Source organism: Dyadobacter bucti (assembly GCF_005869225.1).
Taxonomy (GTDB): domain Bacteria; phylum Bacteroidota; class Bacteroidia; order Cytophagales; family Spirosomataceae; genus Dyadobacter; species Dyadobacter bucti.
In genome coordinates this window covers 71,770-91,414 of the sequence record NZ_SWFP01000008.1, presented here as the reverse complement: position 1 = coordinate 91,414, position 19,645 = coordinate 71,770, and the positions used below count along the sequence as shown (strand labels likewise).

At 42.9% G+C, this 19,645-nt stretch carries 16 protein-coding genes and 1 tRNA gene; 16 read left to right on the top strand and 1 reads right to left on the bottom strand.

Going from position 1 to position 19,645, the window contains the following annotated elements; translation table 11 throughout:
• Positions 1-15: 15 nt before the first annotated feature.
• The 3 genes from FBF61_RS24390 to ftsZ are packed head-to-tail and all read left to right on the top strand — an operon-like array spanning position 16 to position 3,623.
• Complete coding sequence (locus FBF61_RS24390; protein WP_138482244.1) at positions 16-792, top strand: cell division protein FtsQ/DivIB; 777 nt, start codon at positions 16-18, stop codon at positions 790-792.
• Between the two features lie 15 nt (positions 793-807).
• Complete coding sequence (gene ftsA / locus FBF61_RS24385) at positions 808-2,148, top strand: cell division protein FtsA (protein WP_138482242.1); 1,341 nt, start codon at positions 808-810, stop codon at positions 2,146-2,148.
• Between the two features lie 41 nt (positions 2,149-2,189).
• A complete protein-coding gene (gene ftsZ / locus FBF61_RS24380) occupies positions 2,190-3,623 on the top strand; it encodes a cell division protein FtsZ (RefSeq protein WP_138482240.1) in 1,434 nt (477 codons plus the stop codon).
• Positions 3,624-3,664: 41 nt separating this feature from the next.
• On the opposite strand, the gene FBF61_RS24375 is transcribed toward ftsZ, so the two are convergent.
• A complete protein-coding gene (locus FBF61_RS24375; protein ID WP_138482238.1) occupies positions 3,665-4,207 on the bottom strand; it encodes an NADPH-dependent FMN reductase in 543 nt (180 codons plus the stop codon).
• Positions 4,208-4,463: 256 nt separating this feature from the next.
• On the opposite strand from FBF61_RS24375, the gene accD reads away from it, so the two are divergent.
• The 13 genes from accD to FBF61_RS24310 all read left to right on the top strand — a co-directional run bounded on the left by accD (position 4,464) and on the right by FBF61_RS24310 (position 19,642).
• Positions 4,464-5,306, top strand: a complete 843-nt coding sequence (gene accD / locus FBF61_RS24370; protein WP_138482235.1) for an acetyl-CoA carboxylase, carboxyltransferase subunit beta — start codon at positions 4,464-4,466, stop codon at positions 5,304-5,306.
• Between the two features lies 1 nt (position 5,307).
• Positions 5,308-6,285 carry a radical SAM protein gene (locus FBF61_RS24365; RefSeq protein ID WP_138482233.1) on the top strand — a complete coding sequence of 326 codons (978 nt, stop codon included), beginning with the start codon at positions 5,308-5,310 and terminating at the stop codon, positions 6,283-6,285.
• A gap of 167 nt (positions 6,286-6,452) precedes the next feature.
• Complete coding sequence (smpB, locus tag FBF61_RS24360) at positions 6,453-6,911, top strand: SsrA-binding protein SmpB (protein ID WP_138482231.1); 459 nt, start codon at positions 6,453-6,455, stop codon at positions 6,909-6,911.
• A 136-nt stretch (positions 6,912-7,047) separates the two neighbouring features.
• On the top strand, positions 7,048-7,557 hold the full coding sequence (locus tag FBF61_RS24355; protein WP_138482228.1) for an HNH endonuclease: 510 nt from the start codon (positions 7,048-7,050) through the stop codon (positions 7,555-7,557).
• Positions 7,558-7,755: 198 nt separating this feature from the next.
• Positions 7,756-9,579, top strand: a complete 1,824-nt coding sequence (gene rpsA, locus FBF61_RS24350) for a 30S ribosomal protein S1 (protein ID WP_138482226.1) — start codon at positions 7,756-7,758, stop codon at positions 9,577-9,579.
• An 85-nt stretch (positions 9,580-9,664) separates the two neighbouring features.
• A tRNA-Cys gene (locus FBF61_RS24345) sits at positions 9,665-9,735 on the top strand.
• Between the two features lie 276 nt (positions 9,736-10,011).
• On the top strand, positions 10,012-11,307 hold the full coding sequence (locus FBF61_RS24340; protein ID WP_138482224.1) for a c-type cytochrome: 1,296 nt from the start codon (positions 10,012-10,014) through the stop codon (positions 11,305-11,307).
• A gap of 48 nt (positions 11,308-11,355) precedes the next feature.
• Positions 11,356-14,448 carry a TAT-variant-translocated molybdopterin oxidoreductase gene (locus tag FBF61_RS24335; RefSeq protein ID WP_138482222.1) on the top strand — a complete coding sequence of 1,031 codons (3,093 nt, stop codon included), beginning with the start codon at positions 11,356-11,358 and terminating at the stop codon, positions 14,446-14,448.
• Positions 14,449-14,502: 54 nt separating this feature from the next.
• A complete protein-coding gene (gene nrfD, locus FBF61_RS24330; protein WP_138482220.1) occupies positions 14,503-15,936 on the top strand; it encodes an NrfD/PsrC family molybdoenzyme membrane anchor subunit in 1,434 nt (477 codons plus the stop codon).
• A gap of 46 nt (positions 15,937-15,982) precedes the next feature.
• Complete coding sequence (locus FBF61_RS24325; RefSeq protein ID WP_138482218.1) at positions 15,983-16,513, top strand: DUF3341 domain-containing protein; 531 nt, start codon at positions 15,983-15,985, stop codon at positions 16,511-16,513.
• A 14-nt stretch (positions 16,514-16,527) separates the two neighbouring features.
• Positions 16,528-17,136 carry a c-type cytochrome gene (locus tag FBF61_RS24320; protein ID WP_138482216.1) on the top strand — a complete coding sequence of 203 codons (609 nt, stop codon included), beginning with the start codon at positions 16,528-16,530 and terminating at the stop codon, positions 17,134-17,136.
• Between the two features lie 31 nt (positions 17,137-17,167).
• On the top strand, positions 17,168-18,514 hold the full coding sequence (locus tag FBF61_RS24315) for a quinol:cytochrome C oxidoreductase (protein ID WP_138482214.1): 1,347 nt from the start codon (positions 17,168-17,170) through the stop codon (positions 18,512-18,514).
• A gap of 21 nt (positions 18,515-18,535) precedes the next feature.
• Positions 18,536-19,642, top strand: coding sequence for a cytochrome c oxidase subunit II (locus FBF61_RS24310; protein WP_138482213.1), 1,107 nt, complete (start codon positions 18,536-18,538; stop codon positions 19,640-19,642).
• The last annotated feature ends 3 nt before the right edge of the window (positions 19,643-19,645 follow it).

The following is a 19,645-nucleotide window of genomic DNA, read 5'->3' as shown; positions in this document are numbered from 1 at the left end:
TTTAATATTACTAAGATGTTACGTAAATTTGACTATTCATGGTTTTTATTAAAACGTAGTTTGTGGCTCATTTTGCCAATTGCTGCCATAGGAATGGCGGAGAACAAACTTGGAAAACAGCGTTGTACGAATCTGGTAATATCCATTAAAGGCGACTCCAGTACACGGTTTTTGAATCAGTCGGATGTGCAGTTACTGGTGACCGAGAACGGCGGTGATCCGTTGATGGGTAGCCGTTTGGACGATGTAGCCTTGCATGAGCTTGAAAACAGGGTCAGACGTAACAAATTAATCAAAAAATGCCAGGTCTTTCGTGACCTCAAGGGGAATATAGTGGTTGAGGTGGAGCAGGAAAAACCACTTGCGCGCTGGATAAATACTTCAGATAACGGGGAGCTACGGAATACATCGGGATACTATATTAACGAGGAAGGCGTTTTTTTTCCATTATCCGATACTTATTCAGCCCGTACTTTGCTGGTTTCCGGCTCTTTTTTCAATAATTCCGGTAAGATGAAAACGGAAAAGGGGGCGTCGTTTATGGAACTGCTGCGTTTTTTAAACACCGACCCTTTCTGGAAAGCTCAGATCGCTCAGTTAAATGCAGATAAAGAAGGGGAGATCTTTTTTACCACTGTTTTGGGGAACCAGCGAATTGAGTTCGGTACTGCGGAGGATTATCAGTTGAAATTTAATAAGCTGAAAATATTCTACGAAAATGTATTGAGCAAAGACTGGAGCAGGTATCAAAGAATTAGTATTAAGTTTCAAGATCAAATAGTTTGTGAATAATAATTCACCATCAACATGGCACACGAAAAAATTGTAGTTGGAGTCGATATCGGAAGTACGAAGATTGCTGTTATTGCTGCCCAGGGGTCGACGTCAGGCCCCCGGCAGAACAATATCGAGATATTGGGTTTTAGTGAAGTTCCTGTGCCTGTCGGAGCAGTAGTAAACGGATCAGTAGAAAATATAAAGCAAGTAGGCAGTGCAATCAGGGAAGCTTTGCAGGAGGCATCCTCCCGCTCAGATCTTGACATTGGTATAGTAAACGTAAGTTTTGGAGGTACTCATGTAAAAATCGGCACGCATAGCGATGGAGTTATAAGACCATCTGCGTCATCGGGAGAAGAGGTGACGCAGCGAGACGTCGATCAACTGGTTGACGATATGTACAGGGCTAAAATTGAGCCTAATTACGATGTGCTACATGTCTTGCCCATGGAATTTGTGGTAGATAACTCTCCCGGGGTTCGTGAACCGGTAGGCCGGACGGGAATTAAGCTGGGAGGTAATTTCCTGATTATTTCTGCAAATAACCAATCGATACAACGTACCAAGAAAAGCCTGGCAGATGCTGATCAAAACCTGAAATGTGATAAAATGGTTTTTGGCCCCCTCGCAACAAGCCTTGCCGTACTGACCGATAATGAAATGAAAGCGGGTATTGCGTTGGTGGATATAGGTGATCACACGACTGATCTGGTTATTTATCAGGATAGGATTGTGAGGCATATTGCAACATTCCCGATTGGTGGCAGGCACATTACCAATGACCTTGCCATAGGCTGCGGTATTCAGTTTGAAAATGCCGAGCAGCTTAAAAAAGAATATGGTGTGGCGGTATCCGCAGATATACCGCTGAATGTCGAAATCCTTGTGAATTTCCTTGCGGGACGTCCACCCAAGCAGGTTTTGAAAAAGAATGTTGGGTTGATCATTGAAGAAAGACTGAAGGAGATAGCGGCAATGGTTTATGCTGAAATTATCAAATCCGGATATCTCGATAAATTGATAGGCGGGATTGTATTAACCGGAGGATCGGCTAATATTGATGAAATTGAAGTCCTTTTTGAAAAAGTAACTGATATGTCTGTCAGGGTAGGCTATCCTGAAAATATGGAACGTACAGCCAAGGCTGATGCTGTCAGTAACTCCTCATTCAATACAGCAATTGGTCTTGCATGGGCCGGGCTTAAATTAATCGATCCCAGGGTAAAATCGGTTTGTAAGGCCCCCACAGTAGCCACAACGGTGATTATTCCAAAAGAAAAACCGAAAGAAGTCAAAGAACCGGTGAAGAAGATCGGGACTTTTTGGGATAGCATTATTGGCAAAAAAGATGATAGTCTGGGAGACTATTGAGGTAAATAGCAGGAGAAATAGCACTATATCAACTCAAAATTATGAATACAAGCTTGTTGCACGCTCTAGACCAGGACTACATTGTGAACGAAATCGTCAAAGATCTGCCAAATGGGGCCAATCATGCCGAGCCTGCCATCATTAAAGTGATAGGTGTGGGCGGCGGCGGCAGTAATGCGGTAAATTACATGTTTGAGAAGAAAATCAAGGATGTTGAATTTGCAGTTTGTAACACTGACCGGCAGGCATTGGCTAACAGCCCCGTACCGGTTAAGATCCAGTTAGGTGCGACATTGACCCAGGGCCTCGGGGCAGGGACGGATGCATCGAAAGGAAAGGAAGCGGCGCTCGAAACGATCGAGGAAATCAAAGGGTTGCTCGGCGGCTCAACACAGATGGTTTTTATTACTGCAGGTATGGGCGGCGGAACTGGAACCGGAGCTGCACCTGTCATTGCCCAGCTTGCAAAGGAAATGGGCAAGCTCACTGTTGCGGTAGTTACGGCTCCCTACACCTGGGAAGGACTTGATAAAAAAGAACAGGCACTGGAAGGGATTGAACAGCTGAAAGAATATAGCGACACGGTTCTGGTAGTCCTTAATGATAAATTGGAAGAGCTTTACGAGGACATGACGCTGACACAGGCTTTTGCCGAGGCAGACGGAATTCTCTTGAATGCCGTAAAAAGTATTTCCGAGATCATTACCACGAACGGTAATATCAATACGGATTTTAAAGACGTAGAAAAGGTACTGAAAAATGCGGGGCAATCTGTTATGGGAACATCGGAGTCTAGTGGTGCTGAACGCGCGCAGATTGCGATCAAAGAAGCCCTGGATTCGCCTTTGCTCAATGACCGGGATATCCGCGGTGCCAAACGTATTCTTGTGACACTTGCTACCAGCAAGAAAAAGGAGGCTACTATGAAGGAGCAGCGTGAGATCTGGCGTTATGTACTGTCTCAGGTTGGTGGTGAAGCCAGGATGTTCAAATTGGGGACGATTACCGACGATACGCTTGGCGACAAGCTAAGGGTGACGATTGTGGCGGCAGGTTTCGATAGTATCGAATCTCCGATTCCTGGTATCGAATTGAAAAATGTAATTAAAACCAAGGGGCCTGAGCCCGTGGTTATTTTTGAACCTGAAAAAGAGGAAGTTCTAGAGGAACTTGATCTTGTTTTAACGGGTGAAGTAGAAGAAAAAACACATACCGGTGCGATCGATCTGGCCCTGGAAAAGGAAGTTGTCTCGGCAGATTTCCATTCTATCAACGTACATGTAACAAATTTTGAAGAAAATCAGGACTGGTCTGATGAGGAGACAGAAAGGCTTGATATTATGGTCAAATCCTTCCGAGACGGCCTGGTTAAATTTCCTGATCTGGAAGGACCTGCTTACCGAAGAAGCAGGGTTGAGCTTTGGAAAAGGCCTGCAATACCTGCAAGCGAAATGGAACAACATTGGTTAAAATAGCGAAAGGGAGCTAAATGCTCCCTTTCGCTATTTTAACAGTTTCAAAAATGGATAATTTGCCCAGCCTGAATTTCCAGCAGTTCCTTATACAGGGTATTTGAAATGATCTTATCATGGTAATGAGACCGGATCTGGGCGAGTTTTACCCTTAACGCCAGTGTATTCATTCCAAGATAACTGAATACATCATTGAGATGGCTTAAGGCGACCGCAGCCCCCTGCATATTCGAAGACAGCCCTACAAGAGCTGCTTTTTTATTAGCAAAACTATTGGGATAAGGTAACCCATCTATAAAGGCCTTGAGTACACCGGGGTAAGACCCATTGTATTCCGGAACTATAAAAACGAATTTATCAGTTTGTTCCAGCAATTCTTTCAAGCTATTGAATTCCGGATTTTTTCCGGTATTTTCATATAGGGCAGAAACGGTGAAATCGTGCGGTAAATTTATGAGGTCTAATATGATACTGGGGGTATTGAGTTGATTTAGAATGTTTTGGTAATATTCAGCAATTTTCCGTGACATGGAATTGGGCCGGTTTGTACCCACTATAATCACAATCGGGGAAGTATCGTTGGTCATTTTTAAGCGATTAGAATACCCTGCTCGAATTAATCAGGATAGAAGTAGCGTTGGTTAAAGTAACAAATTACTGTCAAAATTGTTCAACAGGTTGCATTAGTTACCCCAAAAAATGAATCTGTAATAATTCACTCACAATTGCTTCCTGGCGCGTTACACAACATTTATTGCTATATTTGACCCCGTTACTCATCATGAAAATATAGTAATTGGTTGATTTTAAGGCTTTTACTAAGATATTAATCCACTAAATAATATGTCCTGGTTTATTCGGAAAGAGAAAGGTATTAATACACCCACCGAAATGAAGCGCGAAGCGCCGGATGGATTGTGGTATCAGTGCCCTAATTGTAAAAAAATTACACCCACCAGAGAACATAAGCAAAATGCTTTCACATGCCCTCATTGCAACTATCATGAAAAGGTAGGGTCTGATGTGTACTTTAACCTGCTGTTCGATGATAACGAATTCATTGAACTGGATGCTAATCTGACATCCGGCGACCCGCTACATTTTGTCGATACCAAATCTTACCCCGACCGCATCAAGTCGACGATGAAGAAGACTGGGTTGAAAGATGCTGTACGCACCGGGCACGGAAAAATGAATGAACTGGATATTGTGATTGCCTGTATGGATTTCAATTTTATTGGCGGCTCGATGGGTTCTGTGGTAGGCGAGAAAATCGCACGTGCCATTTCTTATGCGCTCGAAAAGAAAATTCCCTTTTTGATGATCTCAAAATCGGGTGGTGCGAGGATGATGGAAGCAGGGTTTTCCCTTATGCAGATGGCGAAGACTTCCGCTCGGTTGGCCCAGCTTTCTGAGGCAAAAGTGCCGTACATTTCTCTTTTAACAGACCCTACTACAGGTGGTGTAACGGCTTCTTACGCTATGCTTGGAGATTTCAATATATCCGAACCGGAAGCATTGATTGGATTCGCCGGCCCGAGGGTAATCAGGGAAACAATTGGTAAAGATTTACCAAAGGGCTTTCAAAGTGCGGAGTTCGTGCTTGAACACGGTTTCCTCGATTTTATAGTTGACAGAAAAGACCTGAAAGACAAACTGACCAGTCTGCTCACCATGCTACGTTGATATGCGGTTGATTTCCCATCCAGTACTGTGCAATTACTATGTGACTTACCGTTGTAACGCATCGTGCAGTTTTTGTGACATTTGGGAAAAACCATCGCCACACATTACAGTAGAGAACCTGCGTGAAAATTTACGGGATTTAAAGCGTCTGGGCGTCAAGGTGATTGACTTCACCGGTGGCGAGCCGTTATTGCACAGGCAGCTGGACGTTCTTTTAAAAGAAGCCAAAGATCACGGGATGATTACCACAGTGACGAGTAACGGGTTACTGTATCCCAAATACGCCGAAAAGCTCCGCGGGCTGATCGATATGCTGCATTTTTCCCTGGATTCTCCGGACCGCGATGAACATGACAAGTCAAGAAACGTAAAATGCTTTGATAAGGTGATGGAATCCATTGAGATTGCCAAATCCTTTGGTGAACGACCCGACATCATATTTACCGTTTTTGAAGACAATGTTCATAAAATCAGACAGATGTGGGAGGAAATATGTCTGCCCAATAATCTGGTATTGATATTAAATCCGGTTTTTGAGTATAACAACGTTGGCTCCAATCTTTCCGAGGATGCTCTAAAGGAATTGCTTTGGTGGGGAAAACAGAAAAATGTTTATCTCAACGATGCTTTTATCCAGTTGCGTCTGGACGGTGGAAACCATGTAGAAGATCCGGTCTGTAAGGCAGCAAGCACGACAATCGTTATCTCGCCGGAAAACAAGCTTGTATTGCCATGTTATCATCTGGGACTGAAGGATTATCCGATCGAAGGAAATCTGTTCAATCTGTATCATTCCGATGAGGTTCAAAAGCTTGTCGCATTGGAAGGCAAATTGCCGGCTTGTGAAGGCTGTGCGATCAATTGTTATATGCAGCCCTCCTTCGCCGTGGAAATGAACCGCTACTGGTGGAGAGCCTTGCCTAGCACGCTCAAATACAACCGCATCAAAGGGACCTGGAAACAAATGGTCAGGTTCTAAATTACGGAGGGTTTCTCCTCTTCTTGTATATCAGTAACGATACTGATCTTCCATTCATTTAAGGGAATCCGAGCGCAGCCATTGGGACACAATCTGTGCGCTCCATTAATTGGTATAGTTTTAACAAAAACTTAATTTTGATCCCCTTTGCTAATTAGAGAATATATATGTCCGAAAAAATAGTTAAAAAAGTAGATATACGTAACAGGAAAGCTTCGTTCGAGTACTTTTTTCTGGAAGAAATTACGGCAGGGATGGCGTTGACGGGAACGGAGATCAAATCGATCAGGCAGGGGAAAGTAAATTTCCAGGACGCTTATTGTTTATTTATGGACGGTGAGCTTTATATCAGAAGTCTTCATATTTCTCCCTATACGGAAGGTACACATTACAATCATGATCCTATGCGTGATCGTAAATTGTTGATTACGAAGCGGGAAAAAAGAAAGTTAATCGAGAATCTCAAAGATCAGGGGCTGACGATCATTCCGGTCAGATTATTCACAAGTGAGCGGGGTTTGGCAAAACTGCATATTGCGCTGGCAAAAGGTAAGAAACTTTACGATAAAAGGGATTCTATCAAAGAGCGCGATGTAAAGCGGGAAACAGATCGGATGAATTTTTAGACCAACAACTTGATTTGACAAAACAGAGTGCGTAATACTGTGATACTGGGCAAACTACTTCAATAATAATTGAAATATGAGGCGCGTTTTTTAGGTAAAATTCCTATATTGTCAGAACTAAATACCTCAAGGTCTCATGGGTAAGGTACTTGTTCTTAATCAAGATTATAGCGCATTAAGTGTCTGCACGGTTCCAAAAGCGTTTTTGTTAGTTTACATGAATAAGGCTGAAATGTTAGCCGAATCTCCAAGGCATTATCTTCGGACTGTCAGTGATCAATATCCAATGCCTGTTGTGATCCGCCTGAACCGGTACATTCACATACCTTACAGAGGAGTGGTCATGACTCGGCAGAACCTCTTCAAGCGGGACGGGAATCGTTGCCAGTACTGCGGAACACATGACAATCTCACACTGGATCACGTAATCCCAAAATCAAAAGGCGGAAAAACTACCTGGGATAATCTCGCTACTGCCTGCAAACGCTGCAATTCCCGAAAAGGAGATCATACACCCGAAGAAGTTGGTATGCCATTGCGTCAACGTCCTTTCCGACCTTCATTTTTAATGTTTATCAGAGATTTTTCTGGTTTGGCTGATGATGAGTGGTTGCCATATCTTGGCTCTAAGGAAAGAAGTTACTGAAACCTCTTATCTCTCCGAAAAAGCCGTATCAGGCTAACCTTCAGCATATTTCCGGTTAAAATATCTTGCTCTGTTAAGTAATTTTCAGAGGAAAGAGTTACCTTTGCGCTCTAATTTTTTATTCTAATTTACTTTTTTCACTAATTTTCAGCTACTTAGCTCGCGAGCTGATGTATTTAAGAGCGATAATTCCTATTTATGTCTAAGGAAAAAACAAGTCAACCACTTCCTGATTTCGATTGGGATAAAGCAGCAGACAAAGGTTTCGGTACAGGTTATTCATCTGCGGACCGTGACCGTCTGGAACAAATGTATGAAACTACCATTTCTCCTGTGCAGGAAAAAGAAGTAGTAAAAGGTATAGTAGTTGGTATTACAGACCGTGAGGTGATCCTTAACATCGGTTTCAAATCTGATGGTATTGTTTCATCCAATGAATTCCGCGACCTGCCAGGCATGAAAATTGGCGACGAAGTGGAAGTTTATGTAGAAAACCAGGAGGACGCACAAGGTCAGCTTGTTCTTTCACGTAAAAAAGCGAAAGTGATTACTGCATGGGATAACATCCAGAAATCATTCGATGAGGATGTTGTGATCGATGCAAATGTGAAGAGAAGAACCAAAGGTGGTCTTATTGTTGACATATTTGGTATCGAGGCATTTTTGCCGGGTTCACAAATCGATGTGAAGCCTATTCGCGATTTCGACATTTTTGTCGGAAAGCGTATGGAAGTTAAAGTTGTTAAGATCAATTACGCTAACGATAACGTAGTTGTATCTCACAAAATATTGATCGAAAAAGATCTTGAAGCACAACGCCAGCAAATACTTAATAACCTTGAAAAAGGTCAGGTACTTGAAGGTGTGATCAAAAACATGACCAACTTCGGTGTATTTATCGACCTTGGTGGCGTCGATGGTTTGTTGCACATTACTGATATTTCATGGGGCCGTATTAACCACCCATCTGACCTGCTTGCGCTTGATCAGAAATTGAACGTGGTTGTTCTGGATTTCGATGAAGAGAAAAAACGTATTTCATTGGGTCTGAAACAACTTCAGTCTCACCCATGGGATTCATTGGCAGAGGAAATCCAGGTTGGTTCAAAAGTAACAGGACGTATCGTTAACGTTGCTGACTACGGTGCTTTCCTTGAAATCAAACCAGGTGTTGAAGGTTTGATCCACGTTTCTGAAATGTCATGGTCGCAGCACCTGCGCAATCCTCAGGAATTCATGAACGTCAATGACGAGATCAGCGCAGTTGTGTTGACATTGGATCGTCAGGAGCGCAAAATGTCTCTTGGTATCAAACAGCTTACCGAAGATCCTTGGACACAGGGTTCACTGAAGGAGAAATATGCAATCGGAACCCGTCACAAAGGAGTTGTTCGCAACCTTACTAACTTCGGTCTGTTCATCGAACTTGAAGAAGGTATAGACGGTCTTGTTCACGTTTCGGATCTTTCATGGACCAAGAAAATCAAACATCCATCAGATTTCGTAAAAGTAAATGACGAACTGGAAGTTGTTGTTCTTGAACTGGATGCGGATAACCGTCGTCTTGCTCTTGGCCACAAACAACTGGAAGAAAATCCTTGGGATACGTTTGAAACCATATTTGCAGTTGGTTCAGTTCACAAATGTACGATCGTTGCAAAAGGCGACAAGTTTGCTACACTTGAACTTCCTTACGGAATCGAGGGTGTTGCAGCTATCAAAAATCTTGCAAAAGAGGACGGTACTCTGGCTGAGGTAGGTGAAAGCCTGGACTTCACGGTTCTGGAATTCCTTAAGGATGAAAAGAAAATCGTTCTTACTCACTCTAAAGTAAAAGCGGCTCCGGCTTCGGAAGAAAAGAAAGAGGATAAACCTGCGAAGGTGGCTTCAGCTCCTGCGAAGAGTTCATCTACTCCTGAAAGCACGAGCAAAGAAGGAGAGAAATCTACCTTTGGCGACTTGAGCGTACTGTCTGCTTTGAAAGAACAGATGGAAGAGAGTGAAAAGAAAGGAAAAAAATAAGGTAGTGTGCAGAAGTAGCGAAAAATTTTGATACTTTTGCACCCGGATTAGCTGTCACCATTCAGGTAGCAGCTAATTCTAATCTGGTTCCGTGGCCGAGTGGCTAGGCAGAGGTCTGCAAAACCTCGAACAGCGGTTCGAATCCGCTCGGAACCTCACCAATTTGCAGTTCGCTTTTTAAGTTTTAGGCGATCATAAATTTACTAAAAAAAATACCATTTGATCAGGGCTAATAGGCGGCTCGGCAAATGGTATTTTTTTTGATAAATATCTGAAAATCAATACATATTACAGTTAATATCAAAATAGATAAATCATGATAAATTAGACGAATTATAAATAACACAGTGGTTCAAAATATCCCTGAAATACTTTTGTGGATAAAAAATCGTAAGCTAGTTTTGTCTGTTGAAGAATAATGAATAGTTGATTATGAATATACCATTCCGAAAGGACGCTAAGTTTTGTTCCTCCTTTAGTTACTCAAAAACGTTTATAGCTATTGTTGTAGCTTTATTATTAAGTGTTCCAAACTTAGTATTTGCTCAGGACAGTACAGCTGCTGCTGGCGCTGCTCCCGCAGGAGGAGGTGATGCTGCTAAGGGAGAAGCACTTTTCAAAAATAACTGCGCCCAATGTCACGCTGTAACTGAAGAAAGAGTTGTAGGTCCGGGCTTGAAAGGCGTAAGTTCAAGACATGATTTTGCATGGTTAAGTAAGTGGGTACGTAACTCGCAAGCAGTTATTGCATCCGGAGATCCCTATGCAGTAAAAATTTATAATGAGTATTCAAAAGCTCAGATGACAAGTTTCCCTAATTTATCAGATGACGATATAAAGGGGATATTTGCTTATGTTGATAAAGCTGCCACCGCTGCTCCTGCAGCTGCGGCGCCGGCTGCCGCGTCAGGAGCAAGTTCAGCCGGTACTGATGGGGGAGGTGCGCCGTCCGACTTATTCGTAATTGTGCTGGCTGCACTGGTGGTTGTGATGTTGCTGGTGTTAGGCGTCTTGCTTGTTATTGTATCGCTTCTTTCCAAGGCAGTTGGCGGTGGTGAATCTGCGGAAGCGGAAAAAGGAGACTTCATGACCCGACTGGGTGCTTCATTGAAGAAAATAGCCGGCGATCCGGCAATTCGTTCTGCCACAATATGGATTTTTGTATTGCTTGTTTTAAAGGCTACCGTGGACGGCGCATATAGCGTTGGTGTTCAGCAAGGTTATGCTCCTAAACAACCGATTTCCTTCTCTCACAAACTACATGCAGGGGAATACAAGATTGACTGTAATTATTGTCATACAGGTGTAAACCGGGGTAAATCTGCCCACATTCCTTCTGCAAATATCTGTATGAATTGTCACGGGGTTATTAAGAAAGAGTCTCCTGAAATTCAGAAAATCTATACCTCTATTGAGAATAACCAACCGATCGAATGGGTTCGTGTACACAACCTGCCTGATCTTGCGTACTTCAATCATGCCCAGCACGTAAATGTTGGTGGTTTGGAATGCCAGAACTGTCATGGTGAGGTTGAAAAAATGGAGGTAATACAACAGCGTTCATCGTTGACAATGGGCTGGTGTATTGATTGTCACCGTAAAACGGAGGTTAATACAAAAGACAACAAGTATTACGATAAGCTGGTACAATTGCACGCTTCTGAAAGTAAAGAGGCATTAAAAGTAGCAGATATTGGTGGTTTGGAATGCTCTAAATGTCACTATTAAGCAATAGAAATTAATACCGAATACAACTCATTTGTATTGAATAGTTTTATGGAAAATAGTAATAAAAGATACTGGCGAGGACTTGAAGAACTGCGGAATGACGAAAAATTTGTTAAGGATGCACGTTCAGAGTTTTCGGATGGGCCTACTGAAAGTCAATATGAAAGTCTTGTAGATGGAGTTGGAACACATCGTCGGGATTTTTTAAAGGTTCTAGGTTTTGGTATGGCAGCGGTATCGCTCGCTGCTTGTGAAACACCGGTAAAAAAAGCAATACCTTATGTCAATAAGCCTGAGGGAGAATTCCCTACAATCTCAAACTGGTATGCGTCTACTTACTCAGAAGGTGGTGATTATGCCAGTATTTTAGTTAAAACACGAGAAGGGAGGCCCATTAAAATCGAGGGCAATTCCATGTCAAATGCATCATGTGGTGTTAGTGCCCGCGTTCATGCATCTTTACTTGGATTGTACGATAATGAAAAATTAAAAGGCCCTAAAAAGGGAGAAGATACAAAAGTTAGCTGGGAAAGTGTCGATAAAGAGATTGCAGATCAGCTGGCAAATATTTCTACCAAAGGTGGAGCTATCAGAATTGTTTCCTCCACCATATTAAGTCCGTCTACAAAATCGGTCATTGCAGACTTCACTGCTAAATATCCGACTACAAAACATATAGTTTACGATGCCAATTCTTCTTCGGCAATTGTAAAAGGAAATGAGCTCTCATTTGGCAAGGCTGTTATTCCAACTTATAACTTTAATAAAGCTAAACTAATAGTAGGTATCGATGCGGATTTCCTGGGAACATGGATAGCGCCTGAGACCTACTCTTCGCTATTTGCAGAAACACGTATTGTCAGCAGTTCGAAAGAGGGGAAAAAAGACATGTCCCGTCACTATCAGTTTGAGGCAATATTGTCTTTGACAGGTTCGAATGCCGATTATCGTACCGCTGTAAAACCATCCCAACTTGGTTTGGTTGTCACTACATTATATAACAAAGTAGCGGCCAAATTGGGTGGAAAAGCGATTTCCGCGCCTACTGTTGAAGTAGCAAATTTGGACAAAGCTGCTGCCGAATTGGTATCCGCAAAAGGACAGGCGCTTGTAGTATGCGGCATTAACGACCCTTCGGTTCAGGTTGTAGTGAACGCGTTGAATAGTTTATTGGGCAGCTATGGCACAACGATTGATATCGATAATCCGGTTTATTTCCGTCAGGGAAATGATGCTGCGATGAACGATTTCATCGAAGAAGTAAAAGGTGGGAAAGTCGATGCTGTTATAGTTTACGGATCAAATCCTGTTTACGATCATCCTCGTGGAGCTGAACTTGCTGCTGCATTACCAAAGGTGGCACTGGGGATATCATTTAACGATCGTGCAGATGAGACTTCTTCTTTATTAAAATATATCTGTCCTGCACCTCATTACCTGGAATCATGGAATGATGCAGAACCGAAGGCTGGCTTTTTTAGTCTTACGCAGCCAACAATCAGTTTGATATTTAGTACCCGTCAGGCGCAGACAAGCTTATTGAAATGGGCAGGTTTGCAATCTGACTTTCATGAGTATATCAAGGCGTACTGGAGAAAGAGCATTTATCCACAAGGTGGAACTGGAGGGTTTGAGCAATTCTGGGTTAAGTCTCTTCACGATGGTGTGTTTGCAGGAAATAATGTTGCTGTAGCCTCTAATGTTACTTTTGTGGGTAATGTTGACGCAGCTGCTGCGGCAATTGCTAAAAAATATAAAACGGCTTCATCAGGAATTGAGCTGGCGATATTTGAAAACGTCGGTATAGGTAACGGATTTGCTGCTAATAATCCATGGTTACAGGAGTTCCCTGAGCCGGTTACAAAAGCATGCTGGGATAACCATGCTGGCCTTTCTCAGAAAACTGCCACAGAGCTTGGGGTGGTTCAGGGAGATGTTGTTAAAATAGAACTCAAAGGTAAGTCGGTTGAGGTTCCTGTTATTGTTCAGCCGGGACTTGCTCATGGTACTGTCGCGGTGGCTATTGGTTATGGTCGCGAAAAAGCAGGTAAATCTGCCAATGGAGTTGGGAAGAACATCTATCCGTTGGCATCGCTTGCAGACGGTTTCATATCGTTTGCACCCGGAGAGGTAACTGTTTCCAAGACGGGCGATTTCCGTGAGATAGCACAAACCCAGACACACAACACTGTGATGAACCGTAAGTCGGTTCTTCAGGAAACAGTTCTTTCGCATTTTCAGAAAGACCCTCTGGCGGGTCGCTTTGTACCTAAAATTCCAACTTCGGAGGGAACTGTGGATGCAACAGATCTTTCACTCTGGAATGGCCATAAATATAAGAATCATTCATGGGGTCTTGTCGTAGACTTGAACACTTGTTTTGGGTGCGGATCTTGCGTGATCAGTTGCCAGGCTGAAAATAATATTCCTGTTGTAGGGCGTCAGGAAATTATAAATGCCAGAGAAATGCACTGGATGCGTATTGACAGGTATTATAGTAGTGATGCTGATGTAGAAGACCTAAGAGGACTCGAGATAGCTTCGGAAAATCCTGAGGTTACTTTCCAGCCGATGATGTGTCAGCATTGCAATAATGCTCCTTGCGAAACGGTATGTCCTGTATTGGCAACTACGCACAGTTCGGAAGGATTGAACCAAATGGCTTATAACCGTTGCGTAGGCACAAGATATTGCGCCAACAACTGTCCGTATAAAGTACGTCGTTTCAACTGGTTCAAATATTTTGACAACGATAATTTTGACTACAACTTTAACAATGACCTGGGTAAAATGGTCATTAATCCGGATGTAACTGTGCGGTCTCGTGGAGTAATTGAAAAGTGCTCAATGTGTGTACACTTAATCCAGGAAGCGAAGTTGACTGCGAAAAAGGAAAGAAGACGCTTAAATGATGGTGACGTTACAGTGGTTTGTGGCTCGTCTTGTCCGACTAACGCGATTACCTTTGGAGACATGAATGATCCGGAGAGCAAAATATCCAAATTACTTTCAGAGGAACGTGAAGGACGGGCATTCCATATGCTCGAGGAGATCAACGTTCGTCCACAGGTTTCTTATCTGACTAAGATCCGAAATAAAGATGTGGTGGCAAAAGCGGAAGAGAAGAAGGAGCACGCGTGATTTTCCCAGTTATTGAATTTGTTTGAAGATTAAATCATTATAAATTATAGTAGTATGCATGTTACTTCACCTGTAAGAGAACCACTAATTCAAGGTGGGAAAACGTACGCAGACGTAACGGAGGACATATGCCGCCATGTTGAGGGTACTCCAACGAAGGAATGGAAGATTGCTTTTGGAATTTCACTTTTGGTGCTTGCCTATGGATCTGTTTGTCTTGCATGGACCTGGTGGGAAGGACTTGGTGTTTGGGGATTGAATAAGACCGTCGGTTGGGCGTGGGATATTACAAACTTTGTATGGTGGGTTGGTATTGGTCACGCCGGGACGCTTATTTCTGCGATTCTTTTGCTATTCCGCCAGAAATGGAGAACATCTATAAACCGTGCAGCAGAAGCGATGACGATCTTCGCCGTTATTTGCGCGGCTTCTTTTATCCTAATGCACATGGGTCGTCCTTGGATGGCTTATTGGGCGCTTCCATTGCCAAACGCATTCGGGTCTCTATGGGTGAATTTCAACTCTCCTTTGGTTTGGGACGTGTTCGCGATCAGTACATATTTCTCAGTTTCGCTGGTATTCTGGTACATTGGTTTAATTCCTGACTTGGCGACAATCCGTGATCGTGCTACGAGCAAAATTTCTCGTTTAATGTACGGAACTTTTGCAATGGGCTGGGACGGTTCGGCTAAGACCTGGGCACGGTATGAATATATCAGTTTGATTCTGGCCGGTCTATCTACACCACTTGTACTTTCAGTACACACTATTGTAAGTATGGACTTTGCGACTTCGGTTATTCCGGGTTGGCATACAACAATTTTCCCTCCATACTTTGTTGCAGGAGCTATTTTTTCGGGATTTGCGATGGTTCAAAACCTGATGCTGATCACCAGGGTTGTTTATCGTCTGGAAGATTATATTACACTCGAGCATATTGAGACAATGAACAAGGTAATCACCCTGACAGGTTCTGTTGTAGGTGTTGCCTATATAACTGAGTTCTTTATTGCCTGGTACGGTGGAGTGGAGTACGAGTACTATGCATTCTTTAATCGTATGACAGGTCCTTACTGGTGGGCATACTGGGCGATGATGACATGTAACGTGATTTCTCCGCAGCTGTTCTGGTCAAGAAAATTACGCCGTAGCATCACTTTTACCTTCTTTATTTCAGTAGTAGTGAACATTGGTATGTGGTTTGAGCGGTTTGTAATTATTGTAACTTCTCTCCACCGTGACTATGTTCCTTCGAGTTGGGCGATGTTTTCTCCAACCATGTTTGATATCGGGGACTACATTTTCTCTTTTGGTTTATTCTTCACTTTGTTTCTTTTATTCTCTAAATATTTGCCAGTTGTGAACATGGCAGAGGTTAAGGCAGTAATCCGTTCGACATCTGCAAATCTTCCTGCGAAAATTGCCGGAGTTGCAAAGGTCAGACAACGTGGAAATGCCGAACCGGTTTTTGGTAAGGATCAAGAATAAATAATTCGCAATAGCGACTTGACAGGTATTTTAATATAAGTATAATATGGCAGAGTTATCTGGTAAATATTTGGTCGGAGTTTATGACGATGACGATACTGTTCTTCATGCAGTACCAAAGCTTAGAAAGGCTGGAGTTAAAATAAAGGAAGTCTACTCACCATTTCCGATTCACGGGTTGGATGAAGCACTGGGTCATCCAAGAACCAGAATTGGTATCGCAGCTTTTATGTTTGGCGTTACTGGATGCTGTGTTGCTTTGACATTGATGATCTGGACGATGGGTATCGACTGGCCAATGATCATCGGTGGTAAGGATCCGATATCTGTCCCTAACTACATTCCTATCACGTTTGAGCTTACCGTGTTATTTACCGCTTTTGGAATGGTGATAACTTTCTTCATCTCTAATGGACTTGGGCCAGGCACTCATTTTCATCCAAGATTTGACGAGCGTTCAACAGACAATAAGTTCGTGATGGCCATTGACCTGGGAAGGAATTCTATGAGTGCCGATGAGATATCCCGTGCTTTGAAGGACAGTGGGGCTGAAGAAGTCAATATCAAGCAATTTTAACGGAGGTTCGTGCAATGAAATTTAAAAGTTTATATAAGAATCTGTTGGTGGCGGTGATGATAATCACAGTGGCTACTGGTTGTAAAAAAGATCCGAGTGATCCCGGAAAAGAATACGCGCCAAATATGTATTTGCCTGTTGGATACGAGCCCTACAAACAGGAAAAAGCAAATCCTATTAATCCGATGGGGCTGACAATGAGATTACCTGTTGCCGGAACGGTTGCAAGACGTAATTATCGCACTTCCTTCGGCGAGGGGGACTCCGCAAGTATTGATTTGATGGTCTACAATATTCCAGCCGACAGTATCTCAATTTCTGAACGAGTTTTGAAGAATCCGATTCCTCTTAACGATAAGACGCTCGCGGAAGGCAAGGTGTTGTATGACAGATATTGCCAGCATTGCCACGGAGCAAATGGTGCGGGAGACGGGAAGGTTGCTGCGATGTATAAGGGTGTTCCTAATTATGCCAGTGACGCTTACAAATCCTTAAATGAAGGTCATATTTTCCACGTAATTACGCACGGGAAGGCCAGAATGTGGCCCCATGCTTCTCAGGTTAATCCGGAAGAGCGGTGGAAAATTGTACACTACGTACAAAAGCTTCAGAAAGGTTCGTAATACATTTGATAACAGAGAAATTAATTAAATAATGGCATCAGCACATTCGATTCCTTCCATTGAAGAACGGTTTGAATTTACATCGGGAGCTAAAAGAAATTTGCTAATAGGCGGTGGTGTAGGCCTTGCCCTGATATTATTAGGAGCTTACCTTGCTGCGACAGGAGGAAGTGGTCATGAGGCGGCGGCACACGGCGCAGAACATGCAGCGGCAGCAGGTCACGCCGCCACCGAGCATGCAACGGAAGCCGCAGCTTCAGAGGGTCATCATGCAACGAGCTGGATGACAAGAATATGGGCTAATCTTTGGGTTAATGCAGTATATTTTACAGGTATTTCGGTAGTGGGGATGTTTTTCATATCCTATAATTATCTTGCACAGGCTGGCTGGTCGGCTGTATTTAAAAGAGTACCTGAGGCATTACCTGCATTTCTTCCAGTTACAGGCGTCGTCATGTTAATAACTTTTTTTCTTGGCGGACACGATCTTTTTCACTGGACGCACGAGGGACTGTATGAAGTGGGCGGACCGGAGTATGATCATATAATTGCTGGCAAAAAAGGGTTTCTAAATACTCCGTTTTTTGTTTTTCGATTGGTATTTTATTTCGCTGTGTGGTATTGGCTGTGGCGTGTGATCCGCAAGTTGTCTTTACAGGAAGATGAAATAGGAGGTACCGAGTTTTATGAAAAGTCGATTAGATTCGGAACGGCTTTTTTGGTTGTGTTCGGCGTCACGTCGTCTACTTCTGCCTGGGATTTTGTAATGTCCATCGACACGCACTGGTTTAGTACAATGTTTGGATGGTATACGCTTGCAAGCTGGCACGTGGCCGGACTGGCAGTTATCACATTGGTGGTAGTTATGTTGAGAGAAAGAGGATACTTGCGTGCGGTAAATTCCAGCCATCTTAGAGATCTTGGCAAATTTATATTTGCTTTTAGTATTTTCTGGACGTACGTGTGGTTTGCGCAGTTTCTTTTGATTTACTATGCTAACTTACCGGAAGAAACTATCTACTTTATCGAAAGATTCAGAGGTCATGGTGGTTTCTTCAAAGCACCGTTTTTCATCACTTTGTTTCTTAATTTCTTTTTCCCTTTCCTTGTCCTGATGACAAGGGATGCTAAGTTCACGCATTCTATTCTTAAAGTTGCGTGTTGGAGTGTGATCATCGGTCATTATATGGATTTTTATACCAATATAATGCCTGGAACATTGGGAGCAAACGCTGGATTTGGGCCTTTGGAATGGGGATTCTTCCTCTTGTTTATTTGTGCATTCGGATATTCAATTGCAACTCAGTTAGAAAAAGCGAATTTGATCCCAAGGAACCACCCCATGTTGGAGGAGTCATTGCATCACGATATCGCTTAATTGCAAAACCAGTTAATTATCATGTATATTATTATCGCATTAGTTGCTCTCGTTTTTGTGGTTCTCACAGGTATTGTGATTGCCAGGCTTCAGAATGTACTCAAAAGTGTAACACCTTCGGAATCAGCCGATGCTGAGCCATCAGGTAACCGCTGGAACGGCGCTTTGTTTATTGTAATCCTTATTGTTGGAGCGGTTACAATTACATGGTCGTATTTGCACGCGAGAGAGTTTTTTCTGCCAACCGCATCTTCGGTACATGGGAGGAGAACGGATGATTTGTTTTGGTTCTCGATGGGAATCCTTACGATCCCTTTTATATTGGTTAACTTTCTGATTTTCTTTTTTGCTTGGAAGTATCAGCATAAAAAGAATCATCGCGCGTCTTTTTATCCCGATAACCATAAACTTGAACTTATCTGGACCATTATACCCGCAATCGTAATGGCACTTCTGGTTTTCACTGGTTGGAAAGCTTGGTCAGATATTACGGCAGACGCTCCAAGGGATGCGGAAGTAATAGAGATTACAGGTAAGCAGTTTAACTGGATTGTTCGTTATCCGGGTGTTAATGATAACAAGCTGGGCGATTACAATTTCAAGTTGATAGATGCTCAGAATGAAGTAGGAATTGACTTGTCTGATGAGAATTCATTTGATGATTTTACAAATCCAAGTGAAATGCATATTCCCGTAAATCGTCCGGTTTTACTTAAAATCAGAGCTCGTGACGTTTTGCACAGTGTTTTCATACCTCACATGAGGGTGAAGATGGATGCAGTTCCAGGGATGCCGACCAAGTTTTGGTTTGTGCCGGATAAGACTACTGCTGATATGCGTGCTGAATTGAACAACCCGAATTTTGATTACGAAATAGCGTGTACGGAGATTTGTGGACAGGGACATTTTTCAATGAAAATGAGATTGATCGTTGAAGATGAAGCTTCATACAAAAAATGGTGTGCAGAACAAAAGACTTTTTTGGAGACTTATCCTGAGTACCTCGCCAAAGTTCCCGAAAATCTAAAAGCAAAGGCCATGAAGTACGTGCCTGCTGAAGCAGCGTCGCCTGCAGATACTTCGGCAACATCGGTTGGATCAGGAGCGGTGACATCCAGTCTTCGCTAATTT